We start from the raw sequence: 26,562 nt of genomic DNA, 5'->3' as shown, positions 1-26,562 counted from the left end.
GCTGCTCGCGACCGCGTCGCCGACCCCCAGCTGGTCACTGACCAGGGCCGGCGCATCCAACCGCTGGTGCCCCAGGCCGCGGTGCTGCTCCGCCACCGTCCCGTCCTCCAGCTCGACGTCCTCGACCGCCGCGACGTGCGCCATCGCCAAGGTCTGCAGCGCGGTGACCTGGTTGATCACCGACTGACACGCACCCACCAGCTCCACCAGCTCACCCAACGACCGGTCCCGGCCATCGGCCCGCAACGAAGCCAGCTCCGACTGGATCACCGCGGCAACCGTGGACGATTCGAACATGTGTTCGAGTCTAGCGAGCACCACCGACAGCCCGAATCGCCTCGGCGACCAGGGCGAAGCGTGCAGCGTCGATGGCCGCACCCTCCCGTCGGATCCTGCCGGGCTTCACGCGGATGATCCGGTCCACCTTGACCTCACTGGGCCGGCGCTGACGGTCCCAGGCGCCCACGCCGATGCTGACCCGGTCCGGCGCCGCACGCCGATTGCGCTCAGCACCCATCCGGAGCTTGGTCGTCAGCATGACGCCGAGCAGCCAACGGCCGTCCCGCCCGATCAGCAGGACCGGACGGTCCTTGCCCTCGCGATGGTTGTCCTCGAACGGCACCCAGGTCCACACGATCTCACCAGGATCCGGCCTGCCATCGGCGACGGGGGAGTACTCCATCGTCGGGGTGCCGACGAAGTCTCCCGGGTAGGCGTCGGTGACCCATCGCCACAGTCGTCCGAGCCAGCTCTCGTTCGTGCCGGCCGTGGTCGGTGTCGAGTTCCCCATCGGCCTGAGGCTACTGACGAATCCCCGTCAGCGGGCCTGTTCAGCGGTCCTTCGGCCTCCACAGCAGGCGGCCAGGGCGGCGACGGTCGCGCAACGCGTGGGATCGCCAGACGAGCACCGGGTGCGAGGCCAGGGCGTTGACCACCCAGACGAAGAAGCCCTTCTCCGTGGTGGCTCGGTCGGCCAGTGCGTTCACGTCCACCGTGCGGTTGAGGTACTTGCCGGCCGCCAGCGTCGCCATCGCGCCGGCGCTGCCGTGCGGGACGAGCGAGTACCCGAAGTTGTCGGCGGTGTACTCCTGGCTGCGGCTCAGCGTCGACCCGACGAACGGGATCCACTGTGCCCCGCTGATGCCCAGGATCCGCCAGTAGCTCGTGTGGCCCGCCGCGATGTGCCCCACCTCGTGCCCGATGATGAACCGCAGCGCGTCCGGGTTGCGCGCCTGCCCACCGATCTCGAACAGGTCGCTGTAGACGAAGATGAACCGGCGGTACCCGTGCCCCGATGCGGCGGCGTTGATCATGCCGTTGCCCAGGACGACGTAGGCGTCGGGCACCTTTGGCAGGCCGTAGTGCGCGCTGGCGTCGAGCAGCATCTGGTGTGCCTCGGGGTACTGCGTCGGCGAGATCTTCACGCCCGACAGGCGCAGGCCCGCGTAGAGCTGGCCACGCAGGAAGTAGATGAGCAGTGGCGCCGCCAGGAAGAAGACGGCATAGGGATCCGGCTCGCGACGATCGATGATCGCGGACGCCACCTCGTAGCCCGAGACGGACCACACGAGCAGGGACCCGAGGATCACGACGACCAGGCAGAGGTTCTCGAGGGGGTGGCGCAGGTGCGACCGAACCTGCTGGCGGTACCCGGGCGGGGCGGGGGGCAGCAGCGACGCCGCGCCGGCGGGCGGCGGCGCCCCGTGCGGCTGGGCGTACTGGATCTGTTCGGTCATGGTCCCCTCGATGCTGTGTCGGTCGCGTCCGATGCTATGTCTCGACTGCCATGTCTCGACGGCTGGGCGATCCGCACCCAACCCGCGACGGGGGCGCACCATGGAGGAATGACCGGCCGACCTGCTGTCGTTGCACTGCCGTGACCGACGCCACCCTCTCCGCGCAGACGTCCGACCTCGACGAACCGGTGGTTCGCCCCACCCATGTCAACCTCGCCCTGCTGGCGCTGGCGGTCGGGGGATTCGCCATCGGCACCACCGAGTTCGTGACCATGGGGCTGCTCCCCGAAGTCGCTGCCGGGGTGGACGTCGACATCCCGACAGCCGGCCACATCGTGTCCGCCTACGCCGCGGGCGTGGTCGTGGGCGCACCGGTCCTGGCGACCCTGGGTACCAAGATGCCGCGCAAGCAGCTGCTGCTCTGGCTGATGGGGGCCTTCGCCGTGGCGAACGTGCTGTCCGCCCTCGCGAGCAGCTACGGGCTGCTCATGGGGGCGCGCTTCCTGTCGGGGTTGCCGCACGGCGCGTACTTCGGGGTCGGGTCGCTGGTGGCGGCATCGATGGTGCCCGCGCACCGTCGCACCTGGGCGGTGTCGATGATGATCACGGGACTCACGGTGGCCAACATCGTGGGCGTCCCCGTCACCACGCGCCTCGGCCAGAGCTACGGCTGGCAGTGGCCGTATGCCGCGGTGGGGGTGCTCGCGCTGCTCACCGTCCTCGCGGTGTGGCGCTGGGTGCCGTTCTGCCCACCCGACGGCGGGGTGAGCATGCGATCGGAGCTGTCGGCCCTCAAGCGGCCACAGGTCTGGCTGGCGCTGGGGATCGGCACCGTCGGCTTCGGCGGGATGTTCTCCACGTTCTCCTACATCTCCCCGACGATGACCGAGCTCGGCGGATTCGGTCGTGCGACCATCCCGTTGATCCTCGCGCTCTACGGCGTGGGGATGACGGTGGGAGCGGTCCTCTCCGGTCCGGTCTCGCGCCTGGGCCTGCTGCGGGGGATCACCGTCCTGCTGGTGGCGATCGCCGTGATGCTGTTCCTCTTCGGCCCTGCGGTACAGGCGGCGAAGTGGTCTGCGCTCATCGCCGTCTTCGTGCTCGGGCTGCTGCCGAGCATCCTGGTCCCGATGTTGCAGACCCGGCTGATGGACGTCGCCCACGAGGGCCAGGCGCTCGCGGCCGCCCTCAACCACTCGACCCTCAACATCGCCAATGCGCTCGGCGCCTGGCTCGGGTCGATCGTCCTCTCGGCGGGCCTGGGCTACGAGTGGCCATCCAGGGTCGGCGGCCTCCTGGCTGTGGCCGGAATCTTCATCGCCCTCTGGTCCGCCTTCCTGCAGCGTTCGACCAACCGGCGACAGCCGGCCCGACCGGCGCCGTCGACGCACCGGCAGCCATGAGCTGACGGTGCGTCACCGGCATACCTCGTTGCATGGGAGGATGGGCCGTTCCGTTCTCCCCGATGCCCCGTGAGGTTTGAAGCACCCGTGTCCCCGATGGCCCGCACTGCGCTGCAGCCGCACGCAACGCCGCCGGACCTGATCCGGAACTTCAGCATCATCGCCCACATCGACCACGGCAAGTCGACGCTGGCCGACCGGATGCTCCAGGTCACCGGCGTCGTCGACGGCCGCGACATGCGCGCGCAGTACCTCGACAAGATGGACATCGAGCGTGAGCGCGGCATCACGATCAAGTCCCAGGCCGTCCGCATGCCGTGGGAGCTCGACGGGACGACCTACGCGCTCAACATGATCGACACCCCCGGGCACGTCGACTTCACCTACGAGGTATCGCGCTCGCTGGCTGCCTGCGAGGGTGCGGTCCTGCTCGTCGACGCGGCGCAGGGCATCGAGGCCCAGACGCTGGCGAACCTCTACCTCGCGATGGAGAACGACCTCGCGATCATCCCCGTGCTCAACAAGATCGACCTGCCCGCAGCCCAGCCGGAGAAGTTCGCCGAGGAGCTGGCCGGTCTGATCGGCTGCCAGCCCGAGGACTGCATGCGGGTGTCTGGCAAGACCGGTGTCGGCGTCGAGCCGCTGCTCAACCAGATCGTCACGCAGCTGCCGCCGCCGACCGGTGACCCCAACGCGCCCGCCCGAGCGATGATCTTCGACTCGGTCTACGACACCTACCGCGGTGTGGTCACCTATGTCCGGGTCATCGACGGCAACCTCAACCCCCGCGAGAAGATCGCGATGATGTCGACCAAGGCCACCCACGAGCTGCTCGAGATCGGGGTCAGCTCGCCCGAGCCCACCCCCGCCAAGGGTCTCGGCGTCGGGGAGGTCGGCTACCTCATCACCGGTGTCAAGGACGTGCGCCAGTCCAAGGTCGGTGACACCGTCACCAACGCGGCCAAGCCCGCCAAGGAGGCGCTCGGCGGTTACCGCGACCCCAAGCCGATGGTGTTCTCCGGCCTCTACCCGATCGACGGCTCCGACTACCCCGACCTGCGCGATGCCCTCGACAAGCTCAAGCTCAACGACGCTGCGCTGGTCTACGAGCCCGAGACGTCCGCCGCGCTGGGCTTCGGCTTCCGGATCGGCTTCCTCGGCATGCTGCACCTCGAGATCGTGCGCGAGCGGCTCGAGCGAGAGTTCGACCTCGACCTCATCTCCACGCTGCCCAACGTCGTCTATGACGTGACGATGGACGACGGCAAGGTGCTCACGGTCACCAACCCGAGCGAGTTCCCCTACGGCAAGGTCAGCTCGGTCACCGAACCCATCGTGCGCGCCACGGTGCTGGCCCCGAGCGAGTTCATCGGCGCGATCATGGAGCTGTGCCAGCAGAAGCGCGGCACGCTCCGCGGCATGGACTACCTCTCCGAGGAACGCGTCGAGATGCGCTACACGCTGCCGCTCGCCGAGATCGTCTTCGACTTCTTCGACCAGCTCAAGTCGCGCACCCGCGGCTACGCCTCGCTCGACTACGAACCCGACGGCGACCAGGTCGCCGACCTGGTCAAGGTCGACATCATGCTCCAGGGCGAGACCGTCGACGCGTTCAGCTCGATCGTCCACAAGGACAAGGCGTACGCCTACGGCGTGATGATGGCGGGCAAGCTCAAGGACCTCATCCCGCGTCAGCAGTTCGAGGTGCCGATCCAGGCCGCGATCGGTTCTCGCATCATCGCCCGCGAGAACATCCGTGCGATCCGCAAGGACGTGCTCGCCAAGTGCTACGGCGGCGACATCAGCCGCAAGCGCAAGCTGCTCGAGAAGCAGAAGGCCGGCAAGAAGCGGATGAAGAACATCGGCAGCGTCGAGGTGCCGCCCGAGGCCTTCATCGCCGCGTTGTCCAACGACGCCGTCACCAAGAAGTAGCGCCCCGCCGCTTTGCGGAGTTACTGTCGGGTAACATCGGCGCATGGTCGACACCTACGCGATGTACCGACGCCTCACGGCATACCCGCAGGGCAAGCGCCTCTTCTCGCTCGTCTTCGAACAGGCGGCGCCCTACTTCCGCACGGCGCGCCCACGGTTCGTCGAGCTCGGACCCAACCGTGCCGAGCTGACCATCAAGAAGCGTCATCGGGTGCAGAACCACATCGGCACCGTCCACGTCATCGCGATCTGCAACGGCCTCGAGGCAGCCATGGGCGCCTTGGCCGAGGCGACGATCCCACCGTCGCGCCGCTGGATCCCCATGGGCATGGAGGTGGAGTACACCGCCAAGGCCACCAGCGACATCACCTGCGTCGCCGAGACCGACCCGGCCGACTGGGCGCGCGAGGGCGATGTGGAGATCCCTGTGCGGGTCAAGGGAGTTCGCGATGACGGCACCGCAGTGGTGCAGGGCACCATCCGACTCTGGGTCACCGACAAGCCAGCTCGCTGAGGACCGCCGACTCGCTGGGGACCGCCGGCTCGCTCAGCCGCCGCCGGCAGCACGCCCACGGGTATGCCGCGCGGCCAGGTCAGGCGCGCAGGCTCGCCCGGAGGGCGTCGACGTCGTCCTCGGCCCAGCCCTGGGCCAGGAGCCAGCCGCTCGCTCCGCCGTACCGCTCGGCCAACACACTGAGGATGCGCTGCATCGTCTCCGGCTTGGGGCGGTGGTGGTCCATCGGCTGGCCGGCCAGCACCTCGCCGTACGCAGGGCGAGCCATCAACCGGGCCACGACGCGCTCGATCCGCTCACCGGTGGCGACATAGTCGGCGACGATGTCCTCGTCGCTCACGCCGGCCACGGACAGGGCCAGTCCGACCACGGTGCCGGTGCGGTCCTTGCCAGCGGCACAGTGCACGATCGTTGCGCCGCGGCTCCGTGACACCACCTGGAGGGCGGCGCTGACGGAGTCGGGTCGGTGGGCGAGGTAGCCGAGGTAGTGGCTGGCCCAGTAGTCGTCGTCGAGGCGCGGCTCTGCGTCGGCCGCCGCCTGGGCGGCCTTGGACCAGGGGAGGACCAGCGCCTCTGCCGCGGTCACCTCCCGGACGTCGTCGCGAAAGAGCGAGTGGTGGTGGTGCGTGAGGTCGCGCGCACGCAATGGTCCCGGTCCCTCGAGCTGGAGCTCGACGTTGCTGCGCAGGTCGACGATGTCGGTCACGCCGATGCGCCCCACGAGGTCGTCGATGTCGGCGTCGGTGAGGTCCTGGAGGTTGTCCGACCGCAGCAGTCGCCCGGTGGCGACCTGGCCACCGTCCGTGGTCGGCAGGCCCCCGACGTCACGCATGTTGACGACGCCGTCGAGCTCGATCCAGAGAGGGGTGGTCACCCGCTCGACCCTACGCGGCAGACCAGCCGACATAGGTGAAGGCCTCGGAAAGTATGAGTTTCCGAGGCCTTCGACGGTCAGGACCGAGGTCCTGATCGACGCTCTCGCCGAAGCGAGTGCGTGGGATATTTCTAATCCAGGGTCCGGCCCGCCACAAGTGGTTCACCTGAAATTTCCGGGAAATCTCGGGTCAGTTCCTGTCTCCTGCGGCGTGTCCTCAAGACACGCCGTGTCCTGGCCGTGCGCGTCGCCTGCGAGGATGGACCAATGCCCAGCGCCCTGCCCGACGGTGACCCCGCGCCGTCGGACGGACTCCTCCCACAGGCCTCACTCCAGGCCCTCGGGGACCGCCCGTTCGGCATCTACCTGCACGTGCCGTTCTGCTCGGTTCGCTGCGGCTACTGCGACTTCAACACCTACACGCTGACCGAGCTCGGCGTCGACGGGGCCAGCGTCGGCACCTTCGCGGATGCCGCGCTGCGTGAGCTGGCCTTCGCGGTCGATGTCCTCGGCAACGTGCCTGCGGTGGACACCGTGTTCGTCGGTGGCGGAACCCCGACGATGCTGGCCGCGGGGGACCTCGCCCGGATGCTGCACGGCATCCGGGACCGCTTCGGGCTGGCGCAGGGCGCCGAGGTGACCACCGAAGCCAACCCCGACTCCGTGACTCCCGAGGGGCTCGCCCTGCTCGCCGAAGCGGGGTTCACCCGGGTCTCGCTCGGCATGCAGTCGGCGGTGCCGCACGTCCTGCGGACCCTCGAGCGCACCCACGACCCGGCCAACGTCGAGCGCGCCGTCGCCGCCGCCCGCGAGGCCGGACTGCAGGTCAGCCTCGACCTGATCTACGGCACGCCCGGGGAGTCGCTCGACGACTGGCGGACCAGCCTGGCTGCGGCGACGTCCCTCGAGCCGGACCACATCTCGGCCTACGCCCTGGTGGTCGAGGAGGGCACCAAGCTGGCCGCCCAGGTCCGGCGTGGCCAGGTGCCGGCTCCGGAGGACGATGACGAAGCAACCAAGTACGAGATCGCCGACGATCACCTCGCCGCCGCCGGCTACTCCTGGTACGAGGTGAGCAACTGGGCCCGTCGCGACGATGCGCGGTGCCGCCACAACGAGGGCTACTGGGCCGACGGCAACTGGTGGGGGATCGGGCCCGGGGCGCACAGCCATGTGGGCGCAGTGCGGTGGTGGAACGTCAAGCACCCCAACGCGTATGCCGCCCGCGTGGCCGAGGGGCTCAGCCCGGCTCACGGGCGGGAGACGCTGACCGGCGAGCAGAGGTATGACGAGCGGGTGCTCCTCGGCGTGCGACTGGTGGATGGTCTGCCGATCGATGACCTGGAGGATGGTGGTCGGCTCGCCGTCGCCGGCCTCATCGCCGACGGCCTCGTGGACGCGCAGGCGGCCCTGCGCCGTCAGCGGGTCGTGCTGACGAGGCAGGGCCGCCTGCTCGCGGACACCGTGGTGCGCAGGCTCCTGGGACTGCGCTGAGCTACTTCACCAACTCGGGCGTCAGCGGGTAGCGGTACCACTCGCCGTTGTTGGCCTTGACCGCGGCGATGATCGAGAAGACCACCCAGGCGATGCAGGTGGCGATGAAGAAGGGGATCCCGATCAGCACGAACGACAGGAGCCCGAAGACCCAGAGCGCGATCGTGATGACGATCTGGAAGTTGAGCGCCTGCGCCGCGTGGAACCGGATGAACGGCCCCCTGTCCTTGAAGACGAGGAACACGATGAGCGGGCCGAGGAACGGGATGCCCACCATGGCCGCGAGGAACGGCGCCACGTGGACCAGCGTCGCCCAGGTCTTCTCGTCCTGGGGCGACATCGGCCGGGGAGCCACGCCGTAGGCCGGCGGTGGCTGGGTCGGCGGCTGGTCCTGCGGGTGGTTCGGCGTCGGCGGCTGGTACTGCGGCTGCTCTGGTTGGTCGGTCATGGCTCTCTCCGTGGTGACGTGACTGCGTGGTGGTGTCTACCTCCAGTGAAACGCATGCCGGGCCCCGAAAGTCCGCCTTTCGGGGTGCGGGCAGGGGCCGGTCAGGGACGGTTCAGGGTCGACCCCGAGGGAGCGTCCACCAAGAGCACGTCCACCAGGAACTCAGTGCCCGGGCTCAGTGACGAAGTCGATGAGCTCCTCGACGCTGGCCAGGAGGGTCGGCTCGAGGTCGGCGTAGGACCGCACCGTCCCGAGGATCTGCTTCCACGCCCGCGCGATGTCGGCCTGGTCGTCGTGCGCCCACCCCAGGTGCGCGCAGATGCCGTGCTTCCACGACTGGCCACGCGGGATGACCGGCCACCGCGACAGCCCCAGGCGCTCCGGGCGCACGCTCTGCCACACGTCGACGTACGGATGCCCCAGCACCCGCACGTGGGCGGCATACGGTCCCCGCGCAGCGGCCTGGACGACGCGGTGCTCCTTGGTGCCCGGCAGCAGGTGGTCGACGAGGACCCCCATCCGGCGGCCGGGGCCGGGCTGGAAGTCCGCGATCGCCGCGACCAGGTCGTCCACGCCCTCCAGCAGCTCCACGACGACTCCCTCGACCCGCAGGTCGGCGCCCCAGACCTTTTCGACCAGCTCGGCGTCGTGCCGGCCCTCGACGAAGATCCGCGAGCCGCTGGCCACCTTGGCGCGCGCGCCCTCGACGGTCCTCGAGCCGGAGGCCGTGCGGGAGGCCGCGGCGCGTGCGTCGGCCAGCTGGGCACGGGCCGCGGCAGTGGGCGGGGTCAGGATGACCGGAGCTCCGTCGAGCAGGAAACCCGGCCCTATGGGGAAGCCCTTGGTGCGGCCGCGACGGTCCTCGAGGTGCACGACGCGCATCCCGCCCGCCTTCTCGACGCGCACCACCGCACCACACCACCCGGTCTCGACGTCCTCGACGACCAGGCCGGTCTCGGCCTCCACCTCGCGGGATCGGCCCCGCGGGGGGACCTTCCAGTCACCGGACAGGACATCGGAGCCATAGCGGTCGGACACCGACGCAGGGTATGCCGCGGCGAGGCCTCGGCAGCGCGGGCGCGCCGCCCGTGCGGCCAGGACAGGGGAACACCGTAGACTTGGCACTCGCTGAGCCTGAGTGCCAGCCTGTCCGTAGCCGGGCCAGATCGGTCGAAGGAGGTGCCTGATGAGCGAGGAACGTCGACTCGCAGTGCTGCGCGCGATCGTGCAGGACTACGTCCAGACCTCTGAGCCGGTGGGTTCCAAGGCCCTGCTCGACCGGCACCAGCTGGGGGTCTCGGCCGCCACCGTCCGCAACGACATGGCGGCGCTCGAGGAGGAGGGCCTGATCGCGGCTCCCCACACCAGCGCCGGGCGCGTGCCGACGGATGCCGGCTACCGCCTGTTCGTCGACCGGTTGAGCTCGGTCAAGCCGATGACGGCGGCCGAGCGGGCCGCCATCGCCCAGTTCCTCGAGGGTGCCGTCGACCTCGACGACGTGGTGGACCGGACCGTTCGCCTGCTCGCCTCACTGACCCGGCAGGTCGCAGTCATGCAGTACCCGTCGCTGACCCGCTCGACCGTGCGGCACATCGAGTTCGTCGCGATGGGCCCGACCCGCCTGATGGTCGTGCTCATCGTCAACACCGGCCGCGTCGAGCAACGCGTCATCGAGACCAGCCACGACCTGTCCACCAAGGACGGCGAGGCGACCCTCGGGCTGGTCCGGGCCAAGGTCAACGCCCGCGCCGTCGGACAGCGGCTCGTTGACGCCGCCGCGTCGCTGGCCAGCCTCGCCGACGAGTTCGAGCCGGTCGACCGTGACCTGGTGCGCGCCGTCGTGCGGTCCCTCGACGACGCTCTCGTCGAGGAGCGTGAGGAGCGTGTCGTCCTCGCGGGCACCGCGAACCTCGCGCGCGTCGGCACCGACTTCCCGCTGAGCATCGGCCCGGTCCTGGAAGCCCTCGAACAGCACGTCGTGCTGCTCAAGCTGCTGGGCACCGCACGCGAGACCTCCGACACGGTCTCGGTGCGCATCGGCCACGAGAACCCGTTCGCCGGGCTCCAGTCGACCTCGGTCGTCTCGACCGAGTACGGCTCGGGATCCGAGCTCGTCGCCGGACTCGGCGTCCTCGGCCCCACCCGGATGGACTACCCCACGACGATGGCGTCGGTGCGGGCCGTGGCGACCTACGTCTCCCGAATCCTCGCGCAGTGACGCGCGTTCGACCACGTACCACCGACCGTCACCCCGGTGACACCAAGGACATTCGTTGAACGACTACTACCAGGACCTGGGTGTGTCCCGGGACGCCAGCCCCGACGACATCAAGCGCGCGTATCGCAAGAAGGCGCGGACGCTGCACCCCGACGTCAACCCCAGCCCCGAGGCGGAGGAGCAGTTTAAGAAGGTCTCGCAGGCCTATGACGTGCTCTCCGACGCGGACAAGCGGCGGTCCTACGACATGGGGTCCGACCCCTATGCCGGTGGCGCTGCGGGGTTCGGTCAGGGCTTCTCGTTCAGCGACATCATGGACGCCTTCTTCGGTGCCGGGGCTGGTCAGGCCCAGCGGGGTCCGCGGTCACGGCAGCGGCGGGGGCAGGACGCCCTGATCCGGCTCGACATCGACCTCGGTGACGCCGTGTTCGGTGCCGAGAAAGAGCTCGCCATCGAGACGGCCGTGGTGTGCTCCACCTGTCACGGTGACGGAGCGCAGCCGGGCACCGCGCGCCGCACCTGTGACGTGTGCGGCGGTCGCGGCGAGATCCAGCAGGTCCAGCGCTCGTTCCTCGGCCAGGTGATGACGACCCGTCCCTGTGTCACCTGCCAGGGCTACGGCGAGGTGCTCGTCAGCCCGTGCTTCGAGTGCTCCGGGGACGGCCGGGTCCGCACCCGCCGCACCCTCAAGATCAAGGTCCCTGCGGGAGTGGACACCGGCACGCGCATCCAGCTCGCCGGCGAGGGTGAGGTCGGCCAGGGCGGCGGGCCGGCCGGCGACCTCTACGTCGAGGTGGCAGTGCGGCCGCACCAGACCTTCCAGCGGCGTGGCGACGACCTGCACTGCACCGTCGAGCTGCCCATGACGGCCGCAGCGCTCGGTACCACCGTCAAGCTCGACACCTTCGACGGCAGCAACGAGCTCGAGATCAAGTCCGGCACGCAGCCCGGCGACGCGATGACGCTGCGCGGCTTGGGGGTCACGCACCTGCGCGGCACCGGCCGCGGTGACCTCATCATCCACGCCAACGTGCAGACCCCGACCCGCTTGGACGAGCAGCAGGAGGAGCTGCTTCGCCAGCTGGCCACGCTGCGCGGTGAGGAGCACCCGGCAGGGCGGCTGTCCCCGGCCCACCCCGGGCTGTTCGGCAAGCTCCGTGACGCGTTCAAGGCCAAGTAGCAAGGCCCCTCCGACGTGACCCTCCCGCTGTTCCTCGTCGAACCAGCCGTCCTCGTCGAGGCCGCTGCGGGCACCCGGCTGGTGCTCGACGGTCCCGAGGGCCGGCACGCCGCGACCGTCCGCCGGATCGCGGCGGGGGAGCAGGTGATGCTCGCCGATGGCGGCGGCCTGCGGGTCACCTGCACGGTGCTGGCGGCCGGCAAGGCCGAGCTCGACCTGACCGTCGTCGAGGTATGCCGCGAGCCCGAGGCCGTGCCCCGGTTCGTCCTCGTGCAGGCCCTGGCCAAGGGGGACCGTGACGACCAGGCGATCGAGGCGGCGACCGAGTTCGGGGTCGACGAGGTGGTGCCCTGGCAGGCCTCGCGGAGCATCGTGCAGTGGCGTGGGGAGCGTGGCGACAAGGCCCGCCGCAAGTGGGAGTCGACCGTCACCGCGGCGGCCAAGCAGTCCCGCCGCGCCCGCGTGCCCGTCGTCGCAGAGCTGCTGACGACCAAGACCCTCGCAGCGCGCATCGGCGGCGCCGCAGCGGCCTACGTGCTCCATGAGGAGGCGACGCAGAGCCTGGCGGCGCAGGCACTCCCGACAGCCGGTGACGTCCTCGTCATCGTCGGTCCGGAGGGCGGCATCAGCGCCGAGGAGGTGACGGCCTTCGAAGCCGCGGGTGCGCTGACCGTCCGCCTCGGCGACACGGTGCTGCGGTCCTCCAGCGCCGGGCCGGCCGCGCTCGCGGTGCTGAGCGCGGCCACCCGCTGGCGCTGAGCGGTCACTTCACCGAGAACGACACCGACTTCTGGGCGCTCACGGAGCCGTCCTTGGCGCTCAGCTCACGCACGTGGATCGTGTAGTTCCCGGCGGGGAGCTTGCCGAGCGAAAAGGTGTACCCGCCCTGCATCGGTGCCCCGATGGACGCAGTCGCGTGACCCGTCGACACCTCGGTGGTGCCGCGCTCGAGCTGCCAGTTGACGGTGGCCTCGAACACGATCGCCAGGCCCTGGACGACGACCGGCTTGGTTGCCGGCAGCACCTGGTCCCGGCTCGGCGAGGTGACCCAGATGGGGGCCACGTCCTCGTAGAGCCGGTCCGAGGGTGGCCTGGTGAAGGTCTGGTCGGTCGAGATCGACCCGAACAACCTCGTCGACCCGTCGGCGACCTCGAACCGCACGGGGGAGGTCTGCTGGACCGCGGCCTGCGCGGTCCACACGAGCTCCTGGACGGCGAGCCGCTTGCTCTCGTCACCGACGACCGCATCCTTGGAGCCGCCGTTGGCCAGGTGGACCGTGATCAACGTGTCGGTGACGGCCACGTCGCCGATGGTCTGTCCGGACCATGGCTGGAGGTAGCCGTCGGTGTTGCTGTAGGGCTGGGCGTTGATGGCCAGCACGAGCGCCGCCTTGGCCCGCTCCGCCGGGGTCGCCCCTGTCGGCAGCTCGCTGCGGATGAAGTCCCTGAACAGCTTGTAGGTCGGCTTGTCGTCCCCGATGGGCCCGACGAAGTAGACGGGCAGCGACACCGACTGCGTCGCGGCCGGCCCGCTGGTCGACGGCGAGGTGCTGGGCGAGCTGCTGGGCGACGTGGTGGGCGACGTGGTCCCGGACTGCGACGGGCCGGAGGTCTGCGGGGGCGTGATCGTGGGCACGTCGTCCTGGGCGGACCACCACACACCGCTGATGATCGCCGCCACTGCCGCCGCGGCCGCCAGGGGCATCACCCAGCGCCGGCTGCCCGTGCCACCGGTGCCGGTCACGGGCCCTGCCTCGTGGGCCTCGTGCAGGATCGTGTCGAGGCGGTTCGAGGGGTGCACCTGCTGGACGTCCTGGGCCAGGGCCTGGCGCAGCCGCCGCTCGACCTGGTCGAACTCGCCCGGCTCGTAGTCGGGGTGCAGGAAGTCGCTGCGGTCGCTCATGACGCCGCCTCCATCCGGTCGCGCAGGGTGGCGAGTCCGCGGTGGGCATGGGCCTTGACCGAGCCCGCGGAGATGCCGAGGGCGTCGGCGATCTCGGCCTCGCTCAGGTCGAGGTAATAACGCATCGTCAGGACCTCTCTCTGGCGCTGGGGCAGTCTCCCCAGCGCGCTGATCATCGAACTGGTGCTCTCGGACTGCAGCGCGCGGTCCTCGGCGCTCGCCTCGGTGTGCCGTGTGTATGCGGTGGGCTCACCCTGCTCGCGTGCGACGTAGCGCTCCTCGACGCCGCGGTGCCGCAAGCCCGAGCGCGCGCCGTTGACGACGGACCGACGCAGGTAGGCCGACGCGGCCTGGTGGTCGCGGATCGTGTCCCAGCGTCGGTGCACGGCGATGAACGCGTCCTGGACGACCTCCTCGGCGGCGAGGTCGTCGCGCAGCAAGAGCCACGCCAACCGGACCAGCCCGGTCCAGTGGGCGGCATACAGCTCGGCGATGGCCTCGTCGGCCGCTGGCCGGACCTCGCCACGGCGGTCATGCTCTGCCACGCTCAACAGTCTCACGACCTGATGACGCGCAGCCCAGTCAACCGGTTGACGCGCCGATAGGCTCGATTCATGGGAACCCCGGCCACGCGCCACACCGACCCTGACTGCCTGTTCTGCAAGCTCGTGGCGGGCGACATCCCCGCGACCGTGGTGTACGAGGACGAGGCGACCTTCGCGTTCCGCGACCTCGAACCCCAGGCGCCGACCCACGTCCTGGTGGTCCCGCGCCACCACGTGCCAAACGTCGCCGCCCTCGCGCAGGAGGCCCCCGACGACGTCACTGCCCTGATCCGCGCCGTGGCTGCCGTCGCTGCGCAGGAGGGGATCGCCGACCGCGGCTACCGCTCGGTCTTCAACACCGGCGCCGAGGCGCATCAGACCGTGTTCCACGCCCACGTCCACGTGCTCGGCGGCCGGTCAATGACGTGGCCACCCGGCTGAACGGCACCGTAGACTGGTCGGACCATGCCAGATCCTGATCATCCGACCACGCTGGGGGGCGCGCCCGAGGGCGCCCTTCCGATGCCCACCCACACCGTCGAGATTCCTGCCCAGGTGCAGATGGTGACCCTCCTCGGTCCCCGCGACGAGTTGCTGCGCACGATGGAGCGGGCCTTCCCGCAGCTGCAGATCCACGTCCGTGGCAACGAGTTCCACCTGTCCGGACCGAGCGCCGAGGTCGCGCTCGCCGAGCGCACCATCGACGAGCTCCTCCTGGTCATCGACGGCGGCCAGCCGCTGAACCGCGACGCCGTCGAACGCTCGATCAGCATGCTGCGCGCCCAGACCACCGAGCGCCCCGCCGACGTGCTCACCATGAACATCGTGAGCAACCGCGGGCGCACGATCCGGCCCAAGACGCTCAACCAGAAGCACTACGTCGACGCGATCGACAAGCACACCATCGTCTTCGGCATCGGCCCGGCGGGCACCGGCAAGACCTACCTCGCGATGGCCAAGGCCGTCGCGGCGCTGCAGGCCAAGCAGGTCAACCGGATCATCCTGACCCGCCCGGCGGTCGAGGCAGGCGAGCGGCTCGGCTTCCTGCCCGGCACGCTCAACGACAAGATCGACCCCTACCTGCGACCGCTCTACGACGCCCTGCACGACATGGTCGACCCCGAGTCGATTCCGCGGCTGATGGCGGCGGGCACGATCGAGGTCGCGCCGCTGGCCTACATGCGCGGGCGCTCGCTCAACGACGCGTTCATCATCCTCGACGAGGCCCAGAACACCTCACCCGAGCAGATGAAGATGTTCCTCACGCGCCTGGGCTTCGGGTCCAAGATGGTCGTGACGGGTGACGTCACCCAGATCGACCTCCCCGACGGCACCAGGTCGGGGTTGCGCGTGGTCCGCGACATCCTGGGTGACGTCGAAGACATCCACTTCTCCCTGCTCACCGCGCAGGACGTCGTCCGGCACCGCCTCGTGGGCGCGATCGTCGACGCCTACGGGCGCTGGGACGAGCAGGGACAACGCGTCCAGGGTGAGCGCCTCCAGGGCCAACACGCGCAGGGCGAGCAGCAGGGTCAGGGAGGGCGAGGGCGTGAGCGTCGACGTTCTCAATGAGACCGACTTCGAGCTCGACGAGCTCGAGCTGGTGGCGCTGAGCCGCTACGTCATGGGGGAGATGCGGGTCCATCCCGGCGCCGACCTGTGCCTGCGGCTGGTCGACGAGGCCGCCATGGAGGTGCTCCACGTGCAGTGGATGGACCTGCCCGGCCCGACCGACGTCATGAGCTTCCCCATGGACGAGCTGCGACCGGCCCGGGAGGGTGACGAGCCCGAGGAGGGCGTCCTCGGCGACATCGTCCTCTGCCCGTCGGTCGCGGCCAAGCAGGCGGCCGACGCGGGTCACGCGACGGAGGAGGAGCTCCTGCTGTTGACCACGCACGGGATCCTGCACCTGCTCGGGTACGACCATGCGGAGCCCGAGGAGGAGCGCGAGATGTTCGAGCTCCAGCGGCAGCTGCTGCTCACGTTCCTCGCGGGCCGCGGGCGGCCCGCCACCTGATGGGGCGCTGATGACCGCACTCGTCTTCGCAGCCCTGCTCAGCATCGCCAGTGCCTTCCTCCTCTCGGCGGCCGAGGCGGCCCTGTGGCGGATGTCCCGGGTGCGTGCCCAGGAGCTGCTCGAGGAGAAGCGCACCGGTGCCGTGGCGCTGTCGCGCATCGTCGCCGACAGCGCGGCATACCTGTCCGTGACGGCGTTCCTGCGCATCGTGGCCGAGTCGACCACCGCGGTCCTGATCACCCTCGGAACCATCGACCTGGTCGACGGGTTCTGGCGCCGGCTGCTCATCGCCATCGGCATGATGGCCCTCGTGTCCTTCGTCGTGGTCGGCGTCTCGCCGCGCACTCTGGGGCGTCAACACTCGGATTCCGTTGCGCTGCTTGCGTCCCCGCTCATCGTGGGCCTGCGCACGTTCCTCGGGCCGGTGGCGAGGGTGCTGGTCGCCCTCGGCAACGCGGTGACACCGGGGCGCGGCTACCGCGACGGCCCGTTCCAGAGCGAGTCCGAGCTGCGCGACCTCGTCGACCTGGCGGGTGAGAGCTCGGTCATCGAAGCCGGTGAACGCGAGATGATCCACTCCGTCTTCGAGCTCGGTGACACGGTGGCGCGCGAGGTCATGGTGCCACGCACCGACATGGTCACCATCGACGGCGAGAAGTCGCTGCGCTCGGCGATGTCGCTGTTCCTGAGGTCCGGGTTCTCGCGTATCCCCGTGGTGGGCGACGGCTCGGACGACGTCCTGGGGCTGCTCTACTTCAAGGACGTCGTGCGCCGGGTCAACGCCGACCACGAGTCGGGGTCGCTGCCGGTGACGGCGCAGATGCGTCCTATGCACTACGTGCCCGAGAGCAAGCCGGTCGACGACCTGCTGCGCGAGATGCAGCGCGACCAGAGCCATTTCGCGCTGGTCGTCGACGAGTACGGCGGCACGGCCGGCCTGGTGACGATCGAGGACATCATCGAGGAGATCGTGGGCGAGATCGCCGACGAGTACGACCGCGAGGCACCCGGGGTCGAGGACCTCGGTGACGGCACCTTCCGTGTCCCCGCGACCATGGACATCGACGACCTCGCCGACCTGTTCGACGTCGACATCGAGGAGGATGAGGTCGACACCGTCGGAGGCCTCATCGGCAAGTCCATCGGCCGCGTCCCGATCGTCGGCTCCCGCTGCGAGGTGGGCGGGCTCGCCCTGACGGCCGAGCGGATGGCTGGTCGGCGGCACCGCATCGCCAGCGTCATCGTCCAGCGCCTGGTCGTCGACGAGGAGGCCGACACCGACGGTGGGCGCGAGCGCACTACGGTGGAACCCGAGCGCGAGGGAGTGTCATGACTGCGAGTGGTTCCGGACCGACCGATGGGTATGCCGGGTCCTCGCCGGACGCTGGGCCGGCGTCGGCCCCGGCGCATTCAGGGGCCAAACCGTCGAACTACGTCGCCGGCTTCGCCTGCCTCGTCGGGCGACCCAATGCCGGGAAGTCGACGCTGACCAACGCCCTGGTGGGGGAGAAGGTGGCGATCACCTCGTCGAAGCCCCAGACCACCCGGCACACGATCCGCGGGATCGTCTCGACCCCCGCCTCCCAGCTCGTGCTGGTCGACACCCCGGGGCTGCACAAGCCACGGACGCTGCTGGGGGAGCGGCTCAACGACGTCGTGCGCGAGACCCTGCTCGAGGTCGACGTGATCGGGTTCTGCCTCCCGGCCGACCAGAAGATCGGTCCCGGTGACGGGTTCATCGCCCGGGAGCTCAAGGAGATCCAGCAGGACCGGCGCCGTCCGGTCGTGGCCATCGCGACCAAGATCGACGCCGTCGACCGACAGCGGTTGGCCGAGCACCTGATCGCGATCGACCAGCTGGGGGACTGGACCGCGATCGTGCCCTGCTCAGCCGTCGACGGCCGCCAGGTCAAGGACGTGGCGCAGGTGTTGTCGAGCTATCTGCCGCCGTCGCCGGGACCGCTCTACCCCGAGGGACAGCTGACCGACGAACCGGACGTCGTCATGATCGCCGAGCTCGTCCGCGAGGCCGCGCTCGAGGGAGTCCGCGACGAGCTGCCGCACTCGCTGGCCGTGGTCGTCGAGGAGATGCTGCTGCGTCCCGACCGGCCCGAGGACAAGCCCTTGCTCGACATCCGTGTCAACGTCTTCGTCGAACGGTCGTCGCAGAAGGCCATCATCATCGGCCGCGGTGGGTCGCGACTTCGTGAGGTCGGCACCAACGCCCGGATCGGCATCGAGAAGCTGTTGGGGCAGCGGGTCTACCTCGACCTGCACGTCAAGATCGCCAAGGACTGGCAGCGCGATCCCAAGCAGCTCCAGCGCCTCGGGTTCTGAGGCGTCGCCGCACCCTGTGTGTTGAGGGTCACGGCATACCTGAATGTGGTTGCGGCGCAACGGTTTTTGCGTTGCGCGCCTTGGGTGCGGCTATGGGGGATTTGAGTTCCCTGTGAGTTCTCGGCAGGGTGGGCGGCTGCTCGACACGCTTGCGATACACAACCAACCCAGCGATACGCAGCTCACAGCGATACGCAACTAACCCAGAACAGCGAAGGAGCGGCGCCCTCCCCAAAGAGGGCGCCTAAGCCACGTGGACACGACACTGACCAAGACGGGCCCCGTTGCCCCGGCAGAAGCTGCCGGCGAGCACGCCGCCCTCGAGCACCTGCCCGACAACCAGCATCCCGCCCTCGACCCTGTCGTGGTGGAGCACCAGGCCGACGAGCCACAGCGCGTCGACACCATCGTCTTCGGTGTCACTGCCGCCATCGCGGTCGCCTTCGTCCTGTGGGGCTTCCTCAGCACCGACACCCTCAGCTCGGCGTCGGGCGCCGGTCTCGGGTGGGTCGTGCACAACATGGGCTGGCTCTTCTCGCTCGTGGCGTCGGGCTTCGTGCTCTTCGTCATCTGGATCGCGGCCAGCAAGTACGGGCGCATCACGCTCGGCCGTGACGACGAGGAGCCGGAGTTCAAGACGGTCTCCTGGATCGCGATGATGTTCTCCGCCGGCATGGGGATCGGCCTGATGTTCTACGGCGTCTCCGAGCCGCTCTCGCACTTCGTGACCCCGCCCCCCGGGACCGGTGCGGCCGGCAACCCCGAGGCCGTGCAGAACGCCATGGCCACCACGCTGTTCCACTGGACCCTGCACCCGTGGGCCATCTACGCGGTCGTCGGACTGGCTATCGCCTACGGCGTGTTCCGCAAGGGTCGTTCCCTGCTCATCAGCTCGGCCTTCGCGCCGCTGCTGGGGGAGAAGCACGCCAACGGGCCGGCTGGTCGCGTCATCGACATGCTCGCGATCTTCGCGACGCTCTTCGGCTCGGCCGCCTCCCTGGGCCTGGGCGCGCTGCAGATCGGCTCGGGCTTCCAGATCGTCGCGGGCATCGGCAAGGCGGGCAACATGCTGCTCGTCGCCATCATCGCGGTGCTCACCCTGTGCTTCATCCTGTCGGCCGTCTCCGGTGTCGCCAAGGGCATCCAGTGGCTGTCCAACATCAACATGGTGCTGGCTCTCGCGCTCGCGGTCTTCGTGTTCGTCGTCGGCCCGACCGTCTTCATCCTGAACCTCGTGCCGACGGCCGTGGGCTCCTACTTCCAGGACCTCGCGATGATGTCGGCGCGCACCGACGCCGCCGGCGGTTCCGCCATGAAGGAGTGGCTGTCGGGCTGGACGATCTTCTACTGGGCCTGGTGGGTCAGCTGGACCCCGTTCGTGGGCATGTTCATCGCGCGCATCTCGCGTGGTCGTACCATCCGCCAGTTCGTGACCGGTGTGCTGCTGGTGCCGAGCCTGGTGTCGCTGGTGTGGTTCGCGATCTTCGGTGGTGCCGGCATCGACATGCAGCGTGGTGGCACCGACCTGGCCGGCGCCGGGTCCTCAGAGGGCACGCTCTTCGCGATGCTGTCGCACATGCCCCTGTCCACGATCACCTCGATCGTCGTCATGGCACTCGTCGCGATCTTCTTCGTCTCCGGCGCGGACGCCGCGTCCATCGTGATGGGCACGTTGTCCGAGCGGGGCACCCTCTCGCCGAGCCGCAAGACGGTCATCTTCTGGGGTGCCGCCACGGGTGCGGTCGCCGCGGTCATGCTCCTCGTCGGCGGTGAAGACGCGTTGTCGGGGCTGCAGAACATCACCATCGTCGCTGCGCTGCCGTTCCTCGTCGTGATGATCGGGCTGGCCGTCGCGCTGGTGAAGGACCTCAGCAACGACCCGCTGATCGTCCGTCGTGCGTATGCCGTGGCCGCCGTCGAGCAGGCTGTCGTGGCCGGTGTGACCGAGCACGGTGACGACTTCACCCTCACGTTCGAGCAGTCCGCCCCCGGTGAAGGGGTTGGCGAACTCGTGAGCGTGGGGTCGACTTCCGACAACGAGCACGCAGGTTCTGCCACATCGTGAGCCGCTGAACCGCTGCACGACCGAGCCGACCTATCCTTGGTCCCATGAGAATTGGTGTCTTCGGGGCCACCGGGCAGGTCGGCTCGGTCATGCGCGCACTCCTTGCCGAGCGGGGTTTCCCGGTCGACGAGATCCGCTACTTCGCGTCGGCGCGGTCGGCAGGCACGACGCTGCCGTGGGCCGATGGCGAGGTCACCGTCGAGGACTCGGCCACGGCTGACTTCTCCGGGATCGACATCGCGCTGTTCTCCAACGGGGGAGCGGCCTCCAAGGAGCTCGCCCCCAAGGTCGCCGCCGCCGGCGCGATCGTGGTCGACAACTCCTCCGCCTGGCGCAAGGACCCCGACGTCCCGCTCGTCGTCAGCGAGGTCAACGCCGACGACCTCGACACCATCCCCAAGGGGATCGTCGCCAACCCCAACTGCACGACGATGGCCGCCATGCCGGTGCTCAAGCCGCTGCACGACGAAGCAGGCCTGGTCCGCCTCACCGTGGCGTCCTACCAAGCCGTGTCCGGCTCCGGCGGCAAGGGCGTCCAGGAGCTCGACGGCCAGCTGCGCGGTGGGTATGCCGCCGGCGCACCTGCCGACCTCGCCCTCGACGGGCGCGCGGTGGAGGTGCCGGCACCGAACGTCTATGCCGTGCCGGTCGGCTTCAACGTCATCCCGCTCGCCGGGTCGATCGTGGACGACGGATCGCTGGAGACCGACGAGGAGCAGAAGCTCCGCAACGAGTCCCGCAAGATCCTGCACATCCCCGACCTGCTGGTCTCGGGCACCTGCGTCCGGGTGCCGGTCTTTACCGGACACTCGCTGGCCATCCACGCCGAGTTCGCCGACGACATCACGCCGGAGCGCGCCCTCGAGCTGCTGGCCAAGGCTCCGGGCGTGGTCGTCACCGACGTGCCGAACCCGCTCGAGGCAGCCGGACGCGACGAGGTCTACGTCGGGCGCGTGCGCGTCGACCAGGCCGCCCCGGCAGGCAAGGGGCTGGTGCTGTTCGTCGTCGGCGACAACCTGCGCAAGGGCGCTGCGCTCAACGCCGTGCAGATCGCCGAGGAGCTGCTCAAGCGCCGCTGAACGTGCTCAGCGGACGGCGCGCCAGACCGACTCGGACTCGCTCGCGCCCGGTGACCATGGCGCGATCCACGGCCCGGTGCCCTCGCTCTGGTCGAGAACTCCCTCCTCGAGCCAGGTGTAGTCGCCCGCCAGCACGCCCTTGGCCAGGCGCGTGTCGGCGTCGTCGGAGTTGGACCACAGGTCGCTGAACAGCGCCTCCACCCGGTGCCGGCTCTGCTGGCAGAACACGTCGGCCAGCTGGTAGGCCGAGCGCCCTCGGGCCTCGTCGTCGGTGCGCAGCATCTCTGCCCGGCTGCAGGCCGCCGCAATGGCGAACAGCTCGGCGCCGATGTCGACGACCCGGCCGAGGAACACCTGCCGGTACTCCATCTTCGCCTGCCACCGGGACATCCCGTAGAAGGTCTGCCGGGCGAGCTTGCGACTGGACCGCTCCACGAACCGCAGGTGCGTCGCCAGCGGTCCGAACTCGGCATACGAGGTGGGGGCCGCGCCCTTGCCGATGACGAGCTGCGGCAGCCATTTCGCATAGAACCCGCTCGCACCCGCGGCGGCGCGTGCCTTGTCCTCGAGCGAGGAGTCCTTCTCGGCTAGGGCGCCGGCGGCCTTGAGGTGGGCGTCGACCGCCTCGCGGGCGATGATCAGGTGCATGATCTCGGTCGAGCCCTCGAAGATCCGGTTGATCCGCAGGTCACGCATCATCTGCTCGGCCGGCACCGCGCGTTCGCCCCGCGCCCGCAGCGACTCGGCGGTCTCGTAGCCGCGACCACCGCGGACCTGGACGAGCTCGTCGGCGATCTGCCACGCCATCTCGCTCGACCACAGCTTGGCCAGCGCCGCTTCGATGCGGATGTCCCTGCTCCCGGCGTCGGCGAGTTGTGCCGACAGCTCCAGGACCGACTCGAGGCCGTAGGTGGTCGCGGCGATGAAGGCGATCTTCTCGGCGACGGCACCGTGCTCGCCGACCGGCCGCCCCCATTGAACCCGCTCGGCCGACCACTCGCGCGAGATCTTCAGCGCCCACTTGCCGGCGGCCGCACACATGGCCGGGATCGACAGGCGCCCCGCGTTCAGGGTGGTGAGCGCGATCTTGAGGCCCTCACCCTCCTTGCCGAGCCGGTTCTCCGCTGGAACGCGCACCTGGTGGAAGCGGGTGAGGCCGTTCTCGATGCCTTTGAGACCCATGAAGGAGTTGCGCCGTTCGACGGTGATCCCTTCGGCGGTCCCCTCGACGACGAAGGCGGTGATGCCGCCTTTCTGTTGACCGTCACCGTGCCCCTCGTGCGCGGGCACCCGCGCCATGACGACGAGCAGCTCCGCGACGACCCCGTTGGTGGTCCACAGCTTCACCCCGTCCAGCAGGTATGCCGTGCCGTCGTCCGTGGGGGTCGCGGTGCTGCCCATGCGGGCCGGGTCCGAGCCGACGTCGGGCTCGGTCAGGAGGAACGCCGAGATGGCGCCAGCGGCGCATCGGGGCAGGAACGCCTGCTTCTGCGCGCTCGTGCCGACCAGCTTGACCGGCTCGGGCACGCCGATGGACTGGTGTGCCGACAGGAGCGCGCCGAGGCTGGGGTGCGCCGACCCGATCAGCATCAGCGCCTTGCCGTACGACGACATGGTCAGGCCGAGCCCGCCGTACTCCCGAGGGATCTTCATGCCGAAGGCGCCGATGTCGGCGAGCCTGGCGAGGTCGTCGTCCGGGATCTTCGCCTCGCGCTCGATCCGTGCCCCGTCGATCTGGGCGCAGACCTCGCGCAGCCTGGCCAGGAACTCCTCGCCGCGGGCCTCGTCCTCGGCCGCGGCCCGCGGGTGCGGGTGGACCAGGTCGAGGTCGAAGTGGCCGAGGTAGAGGCCCTTCGCGAAGCTGGGGCGCTCCCAGTCCGACTCGCGGGCAGCCTCGGCGACGGCGCGCGACTCGCGCTCGCTGGCGTGCACCGTGGGCTCGGCGCCACGCGGGGGAGTCGCGCCGTCCGGAGAAGTCGCGTCTGTCGGGGGACGGTCCTGCTCGACGTCACTGCTCATGTGATCGCCTCCTGCCTGCACGCTACTCCCGGGTAGGCCGGGCGACCACCGGGCTCAGAGGTCCGTCATCCACTGCCGCCAGGTTTGGGTGACCTGCATGCCGACGTGCTCGTAGAGACCGAGCGCTCCCGTCCTCGAGTCGGTGGACAGCTCGCTGACGGTCGCTCCGTGCTCCCGGGCGCGCGCGAACGCGTCGACGAGGAGGGCGCGGGCCAGACCCAGGCCGCGCTGGTCACGTCGGACGGCGATCGCGTCGACGTATCCCGTGGCCCCGGCGAGGATCGTGTAGCAGACCCCCACGTCCGTGCCGCCGGGGTCGACCACGAACCGGATCTGCCACGGCTCGAACCCCGGCCGCAGCGGGCCGCGCGGCGCCCAGTCGTCGTAGCTCGACGGGTCGCGGTCGGGCCACTCGTTGAAGGCGTCCTCGATGAGCTGGAAGGCGACCCGCCCGTCGGCAGGACCCGCGAACTCGCGCAGGGTGTAGCCGTCCGGCAGGGGCTGTGGCTCGATGGTGAGGTCCGCAGGCAGCTGCAGCACCCACGAGGTCCAGCCCAGCCGATAGCCGCGGGCCCGGAAGAACGCCTCGGCGCTCGTGTCGCCGGGGACGGTCTGTCCGACCAGCTCCGACCCCCGGGCGCGCGCACACTCCTCGAGCCAGTCGGCGAGCCAGCTGCCGATGCCTCGGCCACGGTGGTCGGGGTGCACTGAGGCGTCGGCCCGACGGCCCTTGAACACCTCGCCGTATGCGGCCAGGCGCTCGCCGTCCCACACGCCGATGCTCTCGGACTCGAGGTCGAAGCTGCCGCGGGCCCAGTCGCCCTCGATGTCCTCGACCTCGATCGCTGCCTCGCCGAGGTCATGGGTCTCGGATGCTTCGACGAGCTCGAAGACGGCGCGGGCGTCTGAGGGCGACATGGGGCGGGCCACCAGCCCCTCGGGGAGTTCCATGTCGGACATCGTGACGGCGGGGAGCGGTCTGCGCATCCGATTTCTGGCCGGTGCCTCCCTCGTGGCTCGCGTCGCCCTTGACTGTCGTGGAGAACTGATATGCAATATATCGCATTCCCGTTCCCTCGCCTCGACTGCCGGTCTCCCGTGCCCTGCTGCGTGACGACGTGTTCGGCCGGGTGCGGGACGCCATCGTCGACGGGACCCTGGGTCCCGGCGAACAGCTGCGCGACCAGGAGCTCGCCGCCTGGCTCGGGGTGAGCCGCACGCCGGTCCGCGAAGCCTTGCTCCGGCTGCAGCAGGCGGGTCTGGTCCAGTCGCAGCCAGGTCGCTCGACGACCGTCGCGACTCTCGACAACCGCGCGGCTCGCGATGCCCAGGCGGTCGTCGCGGCGATGCACGAGCTCGCGGTGCGAGAGGCCGTGGGCCTGCTGACCGCGGACGACCTCGCCCACATGCGAGACGCCAACGAGCGCTTCGAGGCCGCCCTCAAGGCAGGAGACCCCGATGCCGCCCTCGACGCCGACGACGAGCTGCACGGCATACCCGTCGCTGCGGCGGGCAACGCCGCGCTCGCGTCGGTGCTCGACCAGTTCACGCCGGTCCTCCGGCGGGTGGAGCGGCTGCGCTTCGGGTCGCTGTCGGGCCGTGGTTCAGTCGCGTTGCACGCGCGGCTCATCGACCTGTGCGAGGCGGGGGAGCGAGAGGCCGCAGCGCAGGTGTCACATGCGACCTGGCAGACCCTCGCGCCGCTGCTCGACACCTGACGCATCCCCGACCGCCCTGCCCTCAAAGGAGATCCGATGTCGATCCACGACTTCGAGCGCTACCCGCTCACCTTCGGCCCCAGCCCGGTGCACCGGCTGGCGCGACTCACCCACCACCTCGGGGGCGCCCAGGTGTGGGCCAAGCGCGAGGACTGCAACAGCGGTCTGGCCTTCGGTGGCAACAAGACCCGCAAGCTCGAGTACATCGTCCCGGACGCCCTTGCGCAGGGTGCCGACACTCTCGTGTCCATCGGCGGCTACCAGTCCAACCACACTCGCCAGGTGGCGGCGGTCGCCGCGCACCTCGGGCTCAGGTGCCGTCTGGTGCAGGAGAGGTGGGTCGACTGGGACGACCCGGTCAACGACAAGGTCGGCAACATCCTGCTGTCCCGCATCATGGGTGCCGATGCCCGGCTCGACCCGCACGGCTTCGACATCGGCATCCGCTCATCGTGGGAGGACGCGCTGCGCGAGGTCGAGGAGGCGGGCGGCAAGCCCTACGGCATCCCCGCCGGCGCCTCGGAGCACCCGTTGGGCGGGCTCGGCTTCGCCAACTGGGCGTACGAGGTCGCCGAGCAGGAGCGCGCCCTGGGCGTCTTCTTCGACACGGTCGTCGTCTGCACGGTGACCGGTTCGACCCATGCGGGCATGGTCGCGGGCTTTGCGGCTCTCGAGGACGCAGGCGCTCGCCCGCGGCGGGTGCTGGGCATCGACGCGTCCGCCACCATCGACAAGACACGCGGCCAGGTGCGTCGAATCGCTCAGCACACGGCCGACCTCATCGGGCTCGGACGCTCGCTGCGGGACGACGAGGTGACCGTCCTCGAGGGCTGGGCCGGTGACCTGTACGGCATCCCGGTCGAGTCCACGGTCGAGGCGATCAGGCTGAGCGGCCGACTCGAGGGGATGATCATCGACCCGGTCTACGAGGGAAAGTCGATGGCGGGACTGGTCGAACTGGTGACCTCGGGCCAGATCGCACCCGACTCGACCGTGCTCTACGCCCACCTGGGTGGCCAGCCCGCCCTCAACGCCTACTCCGGCATCTTCGACGAGTCGATGTAAACGCGCTGGTCATCA

25 protein-coding genes and 1 pseudogene are annotated in these 26,562 nt (G+C 69.8%); 16 read left to right on the top strand and 10 right to left on the bottom strand.

The window, feature by feature from the left end; genetic code table 11:
* The 3 genes and pseudogenes from AC1DYG_RS02005 to AC1DYG_RS01995 all read right to left on the bottom strand — a co-directional run.
* Positions 1–297, bottom strand: a pseudogene (locus AC1DYG_RS02005) (hypothetical protein); the annotation flags it as partial.
* Positions 298–307: 10 nt separating this feature from the next.
* Positions 308–790: a type II toxin-antitoxin system PemK/MazF family toxin gene (locus AC1DYG_RS02000; protein ID WP_477638209.1), complete on the bottom strand. Its 483-nt coding sequence runs from the start codon at positions 788–790 to the stop codon at positions 308–310.
* Positions 791–830: 40 nt separating this feature from the next.
* Positions 831–1,736, bottom strand: a complete 906-nt coding sequence (locus AC1DYG_RS01995; RefSeq protein ID WP_477638208.1) for a M48 family metallopeptidase — start codon at positions 1,734–1,736, stop codon at positions 831–833.
* 140 nt (positions 1,737–1,876) lie between these two features.
* On the opposite strand from AC1DYG_RS01995, the gene AC1DYG_RS01990 reads away from it, so the two are divergent.
* The 3 genes from AC1DYG_RS01990 (at position 1,877) to AC1DYG_RS01980 (ending at position 5,585) form a co-directional block, all read left to right on the top strand.
* Positions 1,877–3,139, top strand: a complete 1,263-nt coding sequence (locus AC1DYG_RS01990; protein WP_477638207.1) for an MFS transporter — start codon at positions 1,877–1,879, stop codon at positions 3,137–3,139.
* A 96-nt stretch (positions 3,140–3,235) separates the two neighbouring features.
* A complete protein-coding gene (gene lepA / locus AC1DYG_RS01985; RefSeq protein WP_477638206.1) occupies positions 3,236–5,071 on the top strand; it encodes a translation elongation factor 4 in 1,836 nt (611 codons plus the stop codon).
* Between the two features lie 43 nt (positions 5,072–5,114).
* Positions 5,115–5,585: a hotdog fold domain-containing protein gene (locus tag AC1DYG_RS01980; protein WP_477638205.1), complete on the top strand. Its 471-nt coding sequence runs from the start codon at positions 5,115–5,117 to the stop codon at positions 5,583–5,585.
* Between the two features lie 79 nt (positions 5,586–5,664).
* On the opposite strand, the gene AC1DYG_RS01975 is transcribed toward AC1DYG_RS01980, so the two are convergent.
* Positions 5,665–6,459 carry a tyrosine-protein phosphatase gene (locus tag AC1DYG_RS01975; RefSeq protein ID WP_477638204.1) on the bottom strand — a complete coding sequence of 265 codons (795 nt, stop codon included), beginning with the start codon at positions 6,457–6,459 and terminating at the stop codon, positions 5,665–5,667.
* 267 nt (positions 6,460–6,726) lie between these two features.
* Between AC1DYG_RS01975 and hemW the strand changes: the two genes are divergently transcribed.
* Entirely contained in the window at positions 6,727–7,953 is a 1,227-nt protein-coding gene (hemW, locus tag AC1DYG_RS01970; protein WP_477638203.1) for a radical SAM family heme chaperone HemW, read from the top strand.
* Position 7,954: 1 nt separating this feature from the next.
* Here the strand turns inward: hemW and AC1DYG_RS01965 are convergent, their stop codons facing one another.
* Together AC1DYG_RS01965 and AC1DYG_RS01960 are read right to left on the bottom strand one after the other, a co-directional pair.
* Positions 7,955–8,401, bottom strand: coding sequence for a DUF4870 domain-containing protein (locus tag AC1DYG_RS01965; RefSeq protein ID WP_477638202.1), 447 nt, complete (start codon positions 8,399–8,401; stop codon positions 7,955–7,957).
* Positions 8,402–8,563: 162 nt separating this feature from the next.
* Complete coding sequence (locus AC1DYG_RS01960) at positions 8,564–9,439, bottom strand: DUF3097 domain-containing protein (protein ID WP_477638201.1); 876 nt, start codon at positions 9,437–9,439, stop codon at positions 8,564–8,566.
* 148 nt (positions 9,440–9,587) lie between these two features.
* On the opposite strand from AC1DYG_RS01960, the gene hrcA reads away from it, so the two are divergent.
* Genes hrcA through AC1DYG_RS01945 form a run of 3 tightly spaced genes read left to right on the top strand, consistent with a single transcriptional unit; the run spans position 9,588 to position 12,558 of the window.
* Positions 9,588–10,619: a heat-inducible transcriptional repressor HrcA gene (hrcA, locus tag AC1DYG_RS01955; protein ID WP_477638200.1), complete on the top strand. Its 1,032-nt coding sequence runs from the start codon at positions 9,588–9,590 to the stop codon at positions 10,617–10,619.
* A 55-nt stretch (positions 10,620–10,674) separates the two neighbouring features.
* Entirely contained in the window at positions 10,675–11,799 is a 1,125-nt protein-coding gene (dnaJ, locus tag AC1DYG_RS01950) for a molecular chaperone DnaJ (RefSeq protein ID WP_477638199.1), read from the top strand.
* A 15-nt stretch (positions 11,800–11,814) separates the two neighbouring features.
* Positions 11,815–12,558 (top strand): 16S rRNA (uracil(1498)-N(3))-methyltransferase, encoded by a 744-nt coding sequence (locus AC1DYG_RS01945; protein ID WP_477638198.1) that lies wholly within the window; start codon positions 11,815–11,817, stop codon positions 12,556–12,558.
* A 4-nt stretch (positions 12,559–12,562) separates the two neighbouring features.
* On the opposite strand, the gene AC1DYG_RS01940 is transcribed toward AC1DYG_RS01945, so the two are convergent.
* Positions 12,563–13,702 (bottom strand): Gmad2 immunoglobulin-like domain-containing protein, encoded by a 1,140-nt coding sequence (locus AC1DYG_RS01940; RefSeq protein ID WP_477638197.1) that lies wholly within the window; start codon positions 13,700–13,702, stop codon positions 12,563–12,565.
* Complete coding sequence (locus AC1DYG_RS01935) at positions 13,699–14,247, bottom strand: SigE family RNA polymerase sigma factor (protein WP_477638196.1); 549 nt, start codon at positions 14,245–14,247, stop codon at positions 13,699–13,701. The genes AC1DYG_RS01940 and AC1DYG_RS01935 overlap by 4 nt, the downstream gene beginning before the upstream one ends.
* A gap of 69 nt (positions 14,248–14,316) precedes the next feature.
* On the opposite strand from AC1DYG_RS01935, the gene AC1DYG_RS01930 reads away from it, so the two are divergent.
* The 7 genes from AC1DYG_RS01930 to AC1DYG_RS01900 all read left to right on the top strand — a co-directional run bounded on the left by AC1DYG_RS01930 (position 14,317) and on the right by AC1DYG_RS01900 (position 21,745).
* Positions 14,317–14,688 (top strand): histidine triad nucleotide-binding protein, encoded by a 372-nt coding sequence (locus AC1DYG_RS01930; RefSeq protein WP_477638195.1) that lies wholly within the window; start codon positions 14,317–14,319, stop codon positions 14,686–14,688.
* Positions 14,689–14,769: 81 nt separating this feature from the next.
* Positions 14,770–15,819: a PhoH family protein gene (locus AC1DYG_RS01925; RefSeq protein ID WP_477638229.1), complete on the top strand. Its 1,050-nt coding sequence runs from the start codon at positions 14,770–14,772 to the stop codon at positions 15,817–15,819.
* Entirely contained in the window at positions 15,797–16,264 is a 468-nt protein-coding gene (gene ybeY / locus AC1DYG_RS01920; RefSeq protein ID WP_477612551.1) for an rRNA maturation RNase YbeY, read from the top strand. Before AC1DYG_RS01925 ends, ybeY begins: the two co-directional genes overlap by 23 nt.
* A gap of 10 nt (positions 16,265–16,274) precedes the next feature.
* Positions 16,275–17,597 (top strand): hemolysin family protein, encoded by a 1,323-nt coding sequence (locus AC1DYG_RS01915; protein ID WP_477638194.1) that lies wholly within the window; start codon positions 16,275–16,277, stop codon positions 17,595–17,597.
* On the top strand, positions 17,594–18,601 hold the full coding sequence (gene era, locus AC1DYG_RS01910; RefSeq protein WP_477638193.1) for a GTPase Era: 1,008 nt from the start codon (positions 17,594–17,596) through the stop codon (positions 18,599–18,601). The genes AC1DYG_RS01915 and era overlap by 4 nt, the downstream gene beginning before the upstream one ends.
* Before the next feature lie 328 nt (positions 18,602–18,929).
* Positions 18,930–20,666: a BCCT family transporter gene (locus AC1DYG_RS01905; protein ID WP_477638228.1), complete on the top strand. Its 1,737-nt coding sequence runs from the start codon at positions 18,930–18,932 to the stop codon at positions 20,664–20,666.
* Between the two features lie 44 nt (positions 20,667–20,710).
* On the top strand, positions 20,711–21,745 hold the full coding sequence (locus AC1DYG_RS01900; RefSeq protein WP_477638192.1) for an aspartate-semialdehyde dehydrogenase: 1,035 nt from the start codon (positions 20,711–20,713) through the stop codon (positions 21,743–21,745).
* 6 nt (positions 21,746–21,751) lie between these two features.
* On the opposite strand, the gene AC1DYG_RS01895 is transcribed toward AC1DYG_RS01900, so the two are convergent.
* Together AC1DYG_RS01895 and AC1DYG_RS01890 are read right to left on the bottom strand one after the other, a co-directional pair.
* A complete protein-coding gene (locus AC1DYG_RS01895; protein WP_477638191.1) occupies positions 21,752–23,764 on the bottom strand; it encodes an acyl-CoA dehydrogenase family protein in 2,013 nt (670 codons plus the stop codon).
* Between the two features lie 54 nt (positions 23,765–23,818).
* Complete coding sequence (locus AC1DYG_RS01890; RefSeq protein WP_477638190.1) at positions 23,819–24,715, bottom strand: GNAT family N-acetyltransferase; 897 nt, start codon at positions 24,713–24,715, stop codon at positions 23,819–23,821.
* Between the two features lie 113 nt (positions 24,716–24,828).
* On the opposite strand from AC1DYG_RS01890, the gene AC1DYG_RS01885 reads away from it, so the two are divergent.
* Entirely contained in the window at positions 24,829–25,482 is a 654-nt protein-coding gene (locus AC1DYG_RS01885; RefSeq protein WP_477638227.1) for a GntR family transcriptional regulator, read from the top strand.
* Positions 25,483–25,518: 36 nt separating this feature from the next.
* The gene (locus tag AC1DYG_RS01880) at positions 25,519–26,547 is read left to right on the top strand and encodes a 1-aminocyclopropane-1-carboxylate deaminase (RefSeq protein ID WP_477638189.1); all 1,029 of its coding nucleotides are present in this window, start codon (positions 25,519–25,521) and stop codon (positions 26,545–26,547) included.
* The last annotated feature ends 15 nt before the right edge of the window (positions 26,548–26,562 follow it).

It is taken from the genome of Pedococcus sp. P1_H8, assembly GCF_056405175.1.
This window is presented reverse-complemented; position numbering and strand designations above follow the sequence as displayed.